6 protein-coding genes and 3 pseudogenes are annotated in these 12,756 nt (G+C 50.1%); 5 read left to right on the forward strand and 4 right to left on the reverse strand.

The genetic code is table 11. The annotated features are described in order from the left end of the window. Positions 1–145: 145 nt before the first annotated feature. Together cysB and ABDK09_12630 are read left to right on the forward strand one after the other, a co-directional pair. The gene (gene cysB / locus ABDK09_12625; GenBank protein ID XAW90280.1) at positions 146–1,120 is read left to right on the forward strand and encodes an HTH-type transcriptional regulator CysB; all 975 of its coding nucleotides are present in this window, start codon (positions 146–148) and stop codon (positions 1,118–1,120) included. Positions 1,121–1,267: 147 nt separating this feature from the next. Further along, entirely contained in the window at positions 1,268–2,455 is a 1,188-nt protein-coding gene (locus ABDK09_12630) for a methyltransferase (protein XAW90281.1), read from the forward strand. A gap of 113 nt (positions 2,456–2,568) precedes the next feature. On the opposite strand, the pseudogene ald reads toward ABDK09_12630, so the two are convergent. Beyond that, positions 2,569–3,694, reverse strand: a pseudogene (gene ald, locus ABDK09_12635) (alanine dehydrogenase). Between the two features lie 156 nt (positions 3,695–3,850). On the opposite strand from ald, the gene lrp reads away from it, so the two are divergent. Together lrp and ABDK09_12645 are read left to right on the forward strand one after the other, a co-directional pair. Further along, entirely contained in the window at positions 3,851–4,345 is a 495-nt protein-coding gene (gene lrp / locus ABDK09_12640) for a leucine-responsive transcriptional regulator Lrp (GenBank protein XAW90282.1), read from the forward strand. Between the two features lie 184 nt (positions 4,346–4,529). Next, positions 4,530–7,588 (forward strand): annotated as a pseudogene (locus ABDK09_12645) (DNA translocase FtsK 4TM domain-containing protein). Between the two features lie 107 nt (positions 7,589–7,695). On the opposite strand, the gene dsbB reads toward ABDK09_12645, so the two are convergent. Further along, entirely contained in the window at positions 7,696–8,217 is a 522-nt protein-coding gene (gene dsbB / locus ABDK09_12650; GenBank protein ID XAW90283.1) for a disulfide bond formation protein DsbB, read from the reverse strand. 83 nt (positions 8,218–8,300) lie between these two features. Continuing rightward, a complete protein-coding gene (gene nhaB, locus ABDK09_12655; protein ID XAW90284.1) occupies positions 8,301–9,893 on the reverse strand; it encodes a Na(+)/H(+) antiporter NhaB in 1,593 nt (530 codons plus the stop codon). Between the two features lie 667 nt (positions 9,894–10,560). On the opposite strand from nhaB, the gene fadR reads away from it, so the two are divergent. Further along, entirely contained in the window at positions 10,561–11,400 is an 840-nt protein-coding gene (gene fadR / locus ABDK09_12660; GenBank protein ID XAW90285.1) for a fatty acid metabolism transcriptional regulator FadR, read from the forward strand. A gap of 194 nt (positions 11,401–11,594) precedes the next feature. Here the strand turns inward: fadR and ABDK09_12665 are convergent. Beyond that, positions 11,595–12,756: pseudogene (locus ABDK09_12665) on the reverse strand (DUF1887 family protein).

Below are 12,756 nucleotides of genomic sequence, written 5' to 3' on the forward strand. Positions count from 1 at the left end.
TTTCTTCAGTTGCCCGAAAAGGGCAGTATTTTCAAAAACAATTTCGTCGTTCCTCTTTGAATTATGTCCTCAACGCGTTATAACTAATAATTATAAACTATGAATTTGCGATGGCGTGCGTCGCTCAAAATCTACAGGGTCGGTTATGAAGTTGCAGCAGTTGAAATACATTGTTGAAGTGGTCAATCACAATCTGAACGTATCAGCTACCGCCGAAAGTCTTTATACCTCTCAGCCCGGCATCAGTAAGCAAGTTCGCTTGCTGGAAGATGAACTGGGTATCCAGATTTTTGAACGCAGCGGTAAACACCTGACTCAGGTCACTCAGGCCGGCGAAGACATTGTCAGAATCGCAACCGAGATTCTGTCGCGGGTGGAAAGTATTAAATCGGTGGCCGGTGAGCACACCCATCCTGAAATGGGTACCTTAAATATTGCCACCACCCACACTCAGGCCCGTTACGCGTTGCCCGAAGTCATTAAAGGGTTTACTGCCCGCTACCCGAAAGTTTCACTGCATCTTCATCAGGGCAGCCCGGCGCAGATGTCAGAAGCGATTGTCAAAGGCAGTGCTAATTTTGCCATTGCGACCGAGGCAATGCACCTGTATCAGGATGCCATTATGCTGCCTTGTTACCACTGGAATCGCGCGATAGTGGTCAGCAAAGACCATCCCTTAGCCAAGAAGGAACAGGTCAGCGTCGCTGATTTGGCCGCTTATCCGCTGGTGACTTATGTGTTCGGTTTTTCCGGCCGCTCAGAGCTGGATGCTGCCTTTCACCGTTTCGGTCTCAGCCCGCGGGTCGTGTTTACGGCCACGGATGCGGATGTGATTAAAACCTATGTCCGCATGGGGATTGGTGTCGGCCTGATTGCCAGTATGGCGGTGGACAAAGAGCAGGACAAAGATCTGGTTGCGATTGATGCCAGCCATATCTTCGGCCCGAGTGTAACCAGTATCGGTTTTCGTCGCGGCACATTCCTGCGTTCTTATATGTTTGATTTTATGGAGCGTTTTGCCCCTCACCTGACTCGCCCTGTGGTTGAGCAAGCCATTTCACTTAAATCGGGTGCCGAGATTGAAGAGATGTTCCGCGATATCGACCTGCCGGTACGCTGATGATTGGTTTGCTAAACACTGAGTTGGTTTTCTAACGATTATCGTTTCTCGCCAGCGACTGCCGAGCCGATTGCGCGGCGCAATGATTGATCTTGTAGGCGGGATTCATACAATAGCGTTCCCCGCAACAAGGCGACACCGGTGCGTATGCAAACTCTATTTCAACAGCTCGATACCTTTCTGACTCATACCCAGAATTACTGGCGTTTCGAGCCATTTCATCACAGTGCTGAGCCCCTACTTCCGTGGTCAGATCCAGCGCTGAAAGAGTGGTTACTTGGCCTCTCTGAGCCGCAGATAGAGACGTTCAAAGCGCAGCCGGATACGCTGATTGAGCAACTGGCGCCGTTTATTGCCAATCTTACCGATTTACATGCTTTGACAGAGCTGCACAAGAGTCAGCACAGTGCGCCTGATCTGACCGCGATTGAGCAGGGTGTGCCGGGTCGTAAGTACGATCAGGTCCGGTTAATGGGCGGGGCAGCGTTAGCACACCATAATGGCAGCGAGTGGCTGGAGTGGTGTTCCGGTAAAGGATATCTGGGCCGGGTGCTGGCACAAAACAGTCAGCAGCGCGTGACCAGTTTTGAGTTTCAGCACGAGCTTTGTCAGCGTGGTCAGGCAGAGGCTGATGCGCTGCAACTGGACATGCGTTTTATTCAGGGTGATGCGTTTGATGGCGCGAGTCAGACGGTTTTTCATTCGGCGCAGCATGCGGTCGCGTTGCACGCCTGCGGCGATCTGCATGTTCGTTTGATGCAATATGCCAGCCGGGCATCTCTGAGTGCGATTACCTTATCTCCGTGCTGTTACCATTTGATTGAAGATGAAACGTATCAGCCACTGTCACGATGCGCCCGCAATTCAGCTCTGAATCTTTCACGGAGCGAATTGCGTATTCCGCTTCAGGAAACGGTCACCGGAGGTGAACGGGTACGACGCCATCGTTTTGCTGAAATGAGTTATCGGCTCGGATTGGACGAGTTGCTCAGGTATGAACTGAGCATGGAGCAATACCTGCCCGTGCCGAGCATTAAAAAGTCTCTGTTGAGTGCCGGCTTTGAAGCTTTCTGCCAGTGGGCGGCGCAGCAAAAGCAGCTCAGCTTGCCTGAGGTCGATTATGCGGTTTATCAGCAGCGCGGTGAGCAGCGCTTTTGGCTCATGGAACGACTGAGCCTGGTTCAGCAAGGGTTCAGACGTTTACTGGAAATGTGGTTAGTGCTGGATAAAGCGCTTTACCTGCGCGAGCAAGGCTACCAGGTGACGGTGAGCGAATTCTGCGACCGGGCAACAACGCCGCGTAATATTCTGATTCATGCCGTTAAGGCCGGGTGATGAAGCCGGGCTGTCAGATTTTTTTCTCATAATTAATAACTAATTTATCGAATAACGCGACGCTCCTGTCGTGCCTTTGTGGCAGGAGCGCCGTGTAACTGAATCGTCTTCGTTTAACTAAACATGGTTAGCGCATGTGCCGGGTCTACGTAGTCGAGGTTAAAGTTTTCAGCGACCTGCTGACAGGTCACTTTCCCGTGAATGACATTCAACCCTTTTAGAAAGCCGGGATCTTGGCTCAGTGCACGCTGATAACCCAGATTGGCCAGTTTGATGATATAGGGCAGGGTTGCATTATTGAGGGCAAAGGTTGAGGTTTCGCGCGACTGCACCCGGCATATTGGCGACACAATAATGCACCACCTCATCGACGATAAACGTAGGATCGGCATGGGTGGTCGGGTGGGAAGTGGCAAAGCAGCCGCCCTGATCGATTGCGACGTCAACCACCGCAGAGCCTGGCTTCATGGCCTTGATATGCTGCTCAGTCACCAGTTTCGGGGCAGCCGCTCCCGGGATCAGGACCGCACCGATAACCAGGTCAGCATTCAGCACATGGTGCTCAATGGCATCTTCCGTAGAAAAGACCACGTTGGCCCGGCCCTGAAACTCTTGATCAAGGCGGCGTAATACGTCGAGATTGCGATCGAGAATCGTCACATCTGCACGCAGGCCTATGGCCATGCGCGCCGCGTTGGCACCCACGACACCACCGCCGAGAATAACCACTTTGGCTGGGGCGACACCCGGGACGCCACCGAGTAATAATCCACTGCCACCGCGTGATTTTTCGAGTACAAGTGCTCCCGCTTGAATAGACATGCGCCCGGCGACTTCAGACATTGGTGCTAATAGTGGTAAGCGACCCATATTATCTGTTACAGTCTCGTAGGCTATGCAGACAGCTTTGCTCTTGATTAGCTCTTCAGTTTGTGGAAAATCTGGAGCGAGGTGCAAATAAGTAAATAATATTTGTCCTTCTCTGAGCATAGCTCGTTCGACAGCTTGAGGTTCCTTAACCTTTACAATCATATCTGCCTGCGTGAAAACGTCGGCGGCAGTAGGAAGAATGGATGCGCCTACGGCGATGTAGTCATCGTCTGAAAAGCCGATACCGGCTCCGGCGTTTGTTTCGACAAACACTTGGTGGCCGTGTGAGAGCACTTCTCTCACGCTTGCCGGAATCATGCCCACACGATACTCGTGGTTTTTGATTTCCTTCGGTACGCCAATGATCATCCTGACTCCTTATCTTTACGTGGTTGTATTGACTATTAGCAGGGTTTTTGTATCGAATTTATTGCTAGTATAGTCAGCGTTATGTGGGATTTGATACCGAATATTAGAAAGTTGTAGTATATTTTTTTGCAAGGAAGTAATAAGGTGGAATAAAAAATGGCAGACAACTATAAAAGGCCGTCCAAGGATCTAGACCGTATCGATCGCAATATTTTGAATGAATTGCAGAAAGACGGTCGCATTTCGAACGTTGAATTGTCTAAACGTGTTGGTCTTTCGCCAACACCCTGTTTAGAACGCGTTCGTCGTTTAGAACGTCAGGGTTATATTACGGGCTACACAGCATTGCTGAACCCGCAATATCTTGATGCTTCGCTTTTGGTGTTTGTCGAAATTACGCTGAACCGTGGCGCTCCGGATGTATTTGAACAGTTTAATACTGCGGTTCAAAAGCTGGATGATATTCAGGAATGCCACCTCGTATCGGGTGATTTCGACTACTTGCTCAAGACTCGCGTATCCGATATGGGCGCGTATCGTAAACTGCTGGGTGATACGCTGCTGCGTTTGCCGGGTGTAAACGACACGCGTACGTACGTGGTTATGGAAGAAGTGAAGCAGACTAACCAGCTTGTCATCAAGACCCGCTAATTCAGTAAAAGTCAGAATAGTGGTACTTCTTGCCACATTCTGACTTTGTACAATTGGGTTTTTGTGCTTGATATGGTTAAATCTTCGAACAAACCGAGCGGCTTTTGCCGCTCGGACTGTTTTCACCAGACCAACCTGCGTATAGTGTTAGCCAGGTTGGCCATCATCATAGTCAAGTTGGTTTATGTTCAAAGAGAACAACAATAAAGTTGAGACCATTATTAAGACGAGTGAAGAGCCTCAGTCTTCTCGCCTCAATGGAGCACAACGTCTACGTGAATGCGGCCTGATTCTGGCCGTATTGGCTTCTATTCTTCTTGCCGTCGCCCTGCTGACTTTCAATCCGGCGGATCCTTCCTGGTCGCAAACGGCCTGGGGCTCAGATATCCAGAAACGCCGGTGGCATCGTCGGTGCCTGGGTGGCCGATACCCTGTTTTTTGTTTTTGGCTCATTGGCCTATCCGCTACCGGTCATCCTGACCGCAACAGCCTGGATTTTGCTGCGTAACCGCGATGCCGATGAAAACATCGATTTTATGTTGTGGGGCACCCGTCTGCTGGGCTTAGTGGTTCTGATGCTGACCAGTTGCGGTTTAGCGGATATCAACTTTGACGATATCTGGTATTTCTCCTCCGGCGGTGTGGTCGGGGATGTGCTCTCCAGCCTGGCTCTGCCGACTCTCAACGTGCTTGGTACCACTCTGGCGCTGCTTTTCCTGTGGGGGGCGGGTTTCACTCTGCTGACCGGTATTTCCTGGCTGAGTATTGTCGAGCGTCTCGGTGAAGCGAGCATCCGTGGCTTTAACCGTTTCTTGAACCGCATGCGCGGTGAAAAAGATGAACTGGTCTCACCACAACTGATGTCTGCGCGAATCGACGAGCGCAGTGAACCTGCCTTTGCTGCCGATAACCATTTGTTGGATGGATTCGGAGCAGAAGACGATGATTTAGCGGCAGATCCGCTCACCGGCAAGTCAGAGCCGATGTTGAGCGCGCAGGCTGCCCGACAGGCGAAACCAGAGCCACAAGCGCAGGTTAGTTCCCCTCGGTCTGCAGACAATGAACGCCGTTTTAATATTCATATGCCGGAACGCAGCGAGCCTGTGGTCAGCAAAGCGCAGCCAGCGGTTGAGCCGGTGTCAAACCAGGCAGCGCCTGGTCAGACTATGTCAAGTCAGACAAGCCAGCCAGTTCAGGCTCAGCCTGTGAGTAAGCCGGCACCGGTTTATCAATACGAGCAGGATGAGTCCGATAAGCCGGATCGCACGAGTCAGTTGGCTTCTACGATTGAAGAACTGGAGTTTGCTGCCCGCGAGCAGGATGACTGGGCAGATGATACCTTGCCTTGGGATGAAGAAAACGATGATCTCCAGCCTGAGCCTGTTCAGTCACAGCCTGCGGCCTACACCGCAGAACCTGTCATTGAGGAAGAACCATTCAGAGCACCTCGCGTTGATGTCCAGGAATTCGATCAAACCATCGCTGATGTCGAGCAGGATGACACGCACATTGAGCCGACGATTTCTAATTTTGATGTGCTGGATGACGAAGAACCGCGACAGCCTGAGATGTCGGCTGGCTACCAGGATGCTGCTGAGGATGATCAACCGGAGTGGCTGGACGAAGAAGACGATGAGCAGGATCAGGATGTGACAGCGTTCCAGAATATGGTCTCTGAGGCTCAGGCCAATATGGCCGGCAAACAGAATCCGTTCCTGGTGCAGCAAGAGGTCAATCTGCCTAAGCCGGCTGAACCGATGCCGACTCTGGAACTGCTCTATCATCCTGAGAAACGTGAAGACTTTATTGACCGCGAAGCGTTGGAAGAGATTGCCCGTCTGGTGGAGTCCAAACTGGCTGATTACAAGATCCAAGCTGAGGTTGTGGATATCTTCCCTGGACCGGTGATCACCCGTTTTGAGCTGGATCTGGCTCCCGGGGTTAAAGTCAGCCGTATCTCCAGCCTGTCGATGGACTTGGCGCGTTCCTTGTCTGCGATGGCCGTCCGGGTGGTGGAAGTGATTCCTGGTAAACCTTACGTTGGTCTTGAATTGCCAAACATGAGCCGTCAGACCGTGTATCTGTCAGATGTAATTAACAGCCCGCAGTTTGAGCAGTCTAAATCACCGACAACTGTGGTACTGGGCCAGGATATTGCCGGCGAAGCAGTAGTGGCCGATCTGGCCAAGATGCCGCACGTACTGGTGGCAGGTACCACGGGCTCAGGTAAATCGGTCGGTGTGAACGTGATGATCCTGAGTATGCTGTACAAATCCACGCCGGAAGATGTACGTTTCATCATGATTGACCCGAAAATGCTCGAGCTGTCGATTTATGAAGGTATTCCGCACCTGCTGTCTGAGGTGGTGACCGACATGAAAGACGCATCCAACGCCCTGCGCTGGTGTGTGGGTGAGATGGAGCGCCGCTACAAGCTGATGTCTGCTTTGGGTGTGCGTAATATCAAAGGCTTCAACGATAAGCTAAAAATGGCGGCTGAAGCGGGTCATCCGATCCATGACCCATTGTGGCAGCCTGGTGACAGCATGGATCCTGAAGCGCCACTGCTGGAGAAACTGCCTTATATCGTGGTCGTGGTCGACGAGTTTGCTGACCTGATGATGGTGGTGGGTAAGAAAGTCGAAGAGCTGATTGCTCGTCTGGCTCAGAAAGCACGTGCTGCGGGTATTCACCTGATACTGGCGACCCAGCGTCCGTCAGTGGATGTCATTACCGGCCTGATTAAAGCCAATATTCCGACCCGGGTTGCGTTTACCGTATCAACCAAGACGGACTCGCGTACCATTCTTGACCAGGGCGGGGCAGAATCACTGCTCGGTATGGGTGACATGCTGTACTTGCCGCCTGGCTCAAGCCACACGGTGCGGGTGCATGGTGCGTTTGCCTCAGATGATGATGTGCATGCGGTGGTGAATAACTGGAAAGCACGCGGTAAACCTAACTATATCACTGAAATTACCAATGGCGATCAAGGGCCGGAAGGCTTGCTGCCAGGTGAAAAAATGGAGAGTGACGAAGAAGTGGATCCGCTGTTTGATCAGGTGGTCGAACACGTGGTGGAAACACGTCGTGGTTCTGTTTCCGGGGTGCAACGTCGCTTTAAAATCGGCTATAACCGTGCCGCACGTATCGTCGAACAGCTGGAAGCGCAGGGGATTGTCAGCGCGCCAGGCCACAATGGTAACCGTGAGGTTTCTGGCTCCGGCACCGCCCCGTGACTAAGTCAGCCTGCTAGCTGCAGGTTAAAGACTTTGAGCAAATAAAGAAGGCGCCTTATCGGGCGCCTTTTTGTCATTCTGGTCTCAACTAATATTCGTTTATCAAGCTTCTCAGCGTTTTGGTTTGGCGTATTGCACCACGATAAAGAGCGCAACGGCTGCCAGGTTGGCTGCAAAAATGATGACCAGCCACTGTGGCATCGACAGGGTCAAAAATTGCCATACTACCTTACTGCAATCACCGTACGCTTCAAACATCCACGGTGCCCACTGGTTGAGTGGCGCCCAGTCCGGAAAGGTAACAAACAGGTCACAGGTTTTAAACGGTGACGGATGAAACTGGTAATCGACATGCTGTAAAGCGAGCTGCAGACCAGAGTAGGCACTGCCACCCCAAACGGCTAACCCCAGCCAGCGTATCACCGGATTCTGTGGCGCCACTAAGCCGATAAGACCGGCTGCCCCTATACCGAGCATGGCAATACGTTCATAAATACACATCACACACGGCGCCAGCATCATCACATGCTGGAAGAACAGGGCACAGGCCTCGAAAAAGAGGACAAACAGCAGCAGTAACAGCCATGCCAGACGTGATTCGGAAAAGGTTTTAAGGCTGGATAAAATATTCACAGGACAGTCCTTAGCTAAGAATAAAAAAGCTCTGATTACTCAGAGCTTTGTATCTTGGAATAGTTTCCTATTCAATCAATTTTTTAATGGCCGCTGGAGACAACGCTTTCCATATGCGGCACGCTGTGATGAGTAATCCAGCCCAAATCGTAGAACTGTGCTGTCATCGGTTCAACCAGATAGATGATACCGGCTAAGCCCACCAAGGTCAGTACCACAGTGTAAGGCAGGGCCATGATCACCATACGACCGTAAGAGAGACGGATGAGTGGTGCCAGGGCTGAAGTCAGCAGGAACAGGAACGCTGCCTGGCCATTAGGTGTAGCAACAGAAGGCAGGTTCGTACCTGTGTTGATAGCCACAGCCAGTAAGTCAAACTGGTCACGTGAGATCACGCCTTCCATCATCGCGGTTTTCACTTCGTTGATATACACAGTACCGACGAACACGTTATCCGAGACCATCGATAACAGACCGTTGGCGATGTAAAACAGCGCTAACTGAGTTTCGTTGTCCTGGATATGCAAAACCGCATCGATAATCGGTTTGAACAGTCCCTGATCGATAATCACCGCCACAACAGAGAAGAATACCGCCAGCAGAGCCGTAAATGGCAGGGCTTCTTCAAACGCTTTACCCAGTGAATGCTCTTCAACCACACCGGTAAACGCGGTCGCCATAATAATCACCGACAGACCAATCAGACCCACGGCGGCTAAATGCATCGCCAGGCCAAGGATCAACCAGAGTGCGATAAGCCCTTGAATCCAAAGTTTCGCCACATCCTGTTTGGTGCGGGTTTTACGCTCTTCTGTATCGAAGTCGATCAGGATTTTACGTACGTTTGGCGGCAATTTAGCGCCGTAACCAAACACTTTGAACTTCTCGACCAGGAAGCAGGTTGCGATACCACAGATGAACACCGGCAGAGTAACCGGAGCCATACGCACCAGAAACTCACCAAAGAACCAGCCGGCCTGGTCTGCGATAATCAGGTTTTGCGGTTCGCCGACCATAGTGGTCACGCCACCCAGTGCCGTACCGACACCAGCATGCATCAGCAGCGAACGCAGGAAGGCACGGTAGTTTTCCAGGTCATCACGGGTCAGTTCAGGGATCTGTTCATCCTGAGTATGGTCATGGGGCTGGTTAAACGGCCGTCCGGAAGCGACTTTGTGGTAGATAGAGTAGAAACCTACCGCTACGCTGATGATTACCGCGATAACAGTCAGTGCGTCCAGGAATGCTGACAGGAAGGCTGCAGCCACACAAAAGGCGATTGATAAAATCGCTTTTGAGCGAATCCCAAGTAAAATTTTGGTAAAAATAAACAGCAGCAAATGCTTCATAAAGTAGATGCCCGCTACCATGAATACCAGTAACAGTAGCACTTCAATATTGGCAACCAGCTCGTGTTTTACCTGCTCCGGACTGGTCATGCCAATCGCAACGGCTTCGATAGCTAATAAACCACCAGGTTGCAGCGGATAGCATTTTAATGCCATCGCTAAGGTGAAAATAAATTCCGCGACTAATAACCAGCCGGCAACAAAGGGATTTATTAAAAAGAAAACTATCGGGTTTATTATCAGAAAGGCGATAATGGCAACTTTGTACCAATCTGGCGCTTTACCTAAGAAATTTTTGATAAATGCGCTTCCAAGCGACATGGGCATGGTGATTACTCTTAAATTAGTTATAGATAGACATAGCTCTGTAGCTGCATATTTAATTTTGCAGTAACGTCTGATGAAAGTCTAAACAAAAATCTTTATCAACAATGACTTAGAACAATAAATGGCCGGGTTTTGCCTCTTTTCCTGAACCGTCATTCCCTAAAAACACGCTTTCCTTACGTTGTCAGCAACAATACAGCGGGCGGTTTTTTAGTCAATAATCAAGGTCGAAATGCTATACCTACCTCAACTATTTTGCAGTAAAGATCGTTTGAAGCGACGCTAGCATAACACAAAACATCGGAAAATTTCATTTAGCAGGGTAGAGCAAGAGCAGGCGCGAGTAAATATCACTTGGCTGGTTAAAAATACCACTTTTCAGTAAGTTTATATTGAAATAAATAAAAAATAGTTATGTGAGCAAGTTCTCTTTATATATTTACTAAATGTGAAGTGAATTTTATTTTGATACATTTTGAAACAAATTTAAGCAGCTATTTTGTGAGCAAGTCAGGCTTACTTTGAGCGAAATCAAGTGCATATAAAGTTTTTGCTCTATTTGAGTGGTTGTTACCAGTTTACCAACGGTTTGTTTCCGCTGGATGAAAACTAGTGGTATGATGAGTGCCATTCGACCCGAAAAAATAGAAAACTGGATAAGTACTTAATGGTCATCAAGGCAAAAAGCCCAGCAGGCTTTGCAGAGAAATATATTATTGAAAGCATTTGGAATGGTCGCTTTCCACCTGGTTCCATTCTGCCTGCCGAGCGAGAGCTCTCCGAATTGATTGGTGTTACACGAACCACGCTGCGTGAAGTGCTGCAGCGTCTGGCTCGCGATGGATGGCTGACCATCCAGCACGGCAAACCGACCAAAGTAAACCAGTTTATGGAAACATCAGGTTTGCATATTCTGGATACCTTAATGACGCTGGACGTGGATAACGCGACCAACATCGTTGAGGACTTACTGGCGGCTCGTACTAACATCAGCCCAATTTTCATGCGTTATGCTTTTAAAGTAAACAAGGAAAACAGTGCTCGTACCATTCACACTGTGATTGAATCGTGTGAAGCGCTGGTTGCTTCTGAATCCTGGGATGAGTTTATTGCGTCGTCACCTTATGCAGAGAAGATTCTTCAGCAAGTCAAAGATGACGGTGAGAAAGATGAAGAGAAACGTCAGCAACTGCTGCTGGCCAAAACGTTTAACTTCTACGATTACATGTTGTTCCAGCGTCTGGCATTCCACTCAGGAAACCAGATTTACGGCCTGATTTTTAACGGTCTGAGAAAGCTTTACGACCGGGTAGGCAGTTACTACTTCTCTAATCCGGAAGCGCGCCAGTTGGCATTACGTTTTTACCGTGACCTGCTGGACGTATGTGAAAGCGGTGACCGCGATCAACTGCCAAACCTGATTCGTCAGTACGGTATTGCCAGCGCACAGGTCTGGAACCTGATGAAGACCACGCTGCCATCCAGCTTTACTGAAGACGACAGTTAAGTTGTTATCATTGCTCCTCACCGCTGAAACACATGGCGTGTCAGAGTAGTGAGGAAGGTAAACGCAGTGAGGACGATATAAGCGAACAGAAAAAGCCCGCGTTGAACGCGGGCTTTTTGTTGCTGTGATTGATCCGTCTTGTTGCCTGTTAACGTGGTAAGAACACATAACATAGCAAGGAAGCCGATTGGCGGTTACAAATCTTCGCTGCCGCCTGCTGCCATAAACCAGTTTTTGAGATGGTTTTTCAGATCTTTCAGTTCATCCGGTCCAATCAGTGCCAGACCGAGATCTTCGGCGCGGGTGATGTCGTTATAACGCAGCGGACGGAAGCTGACCAGCATGGCTCTTGCCTGCAGTCCTCCGAGCAAATCACGCAGCGATTCCAGTTTATACAGGGTATCGTCACCGTCATCACGCATGCCTTTGGTCTTACATTCAATGATGTGCAGCTTATTGTTCACGACTGTCGCGACGTCTAGTTTCGTTGCGCACTTCGCGTTCGCCAAGCTGGCGGTAGACCTGCACGTTAAGAGAGCGATCCTGAATGGTTGGCATGTCGTCCTGAATCTGACGTACCGTGCTGTGAACCAGGGTTTCCAGCCATTCACCGTTAGAGAAGCGGCGTGCGTCTTCGTTAGCAAAGGTCAGAATGCCATTCTCGTAGGTTGCGATCTTCGCCTCGACCAGATCGGTCAGCAGCATGTTGAGTTCACGATAGCCTTGTTGTTTTTCTGACAACTCGACATCAAGACACTGCTCTTTACGACACGTGGTGGCAAGATAGTTAAGCGTGGCCAGACCCGGCCCCAATTCCAGTGCGTTGCTCGCCCAGCGTTCACCCAGTTCATACAGTTTCTGGTCAAGCTGCGGAGGCAGGTTGTGCTCGCTGAATTCGCCGCGCGCACCAAAGATGGTCAGATAGTCAGAGATGGTGATCCGGTCCTGCACCTGGGTATCTTTGTTGCCGTCCGGATAGAGCCAGCACAAACGGTCGCTGCTTGGTTCGACGACAAAAATCGGCCAGTGGTAAGTGCGGAACACTTCATAGACGGATAAAAGGCGATGACGTAAGCCACAACTGGCGTTGAGCCTGACTTCCAGATTGCGTTGTTTAAGATCTTCCGCTAACTGCTTAATAGAAGACTTGATTTCAGAGATATTGGAGCCGTTGGGAATTTCAAAAAATTCAGACGTGATGCCGCGTTGAGTCAATACGGTGTGCAACCGCTGATACATGGTTTGTTGCGAATTGTCGCCAATAAAGACGATATGACGACTCTGGGTTCGGTTATCCAGTAACGGAGTGATCAGGCGAACCGGATCCTGATCTATGATGCCAACATGAACGGCCAT

Origin of the sequence: Vibrio sp. CDRSL-10 TSBA, assembly GCA_039696685.1 — a bacterium.
Taxonomy (GTDB): Bacteria; Pseudomonadota; Gammaproteobacteria; order Enterobacterales; family Vibrionaceae; genus Vibrio.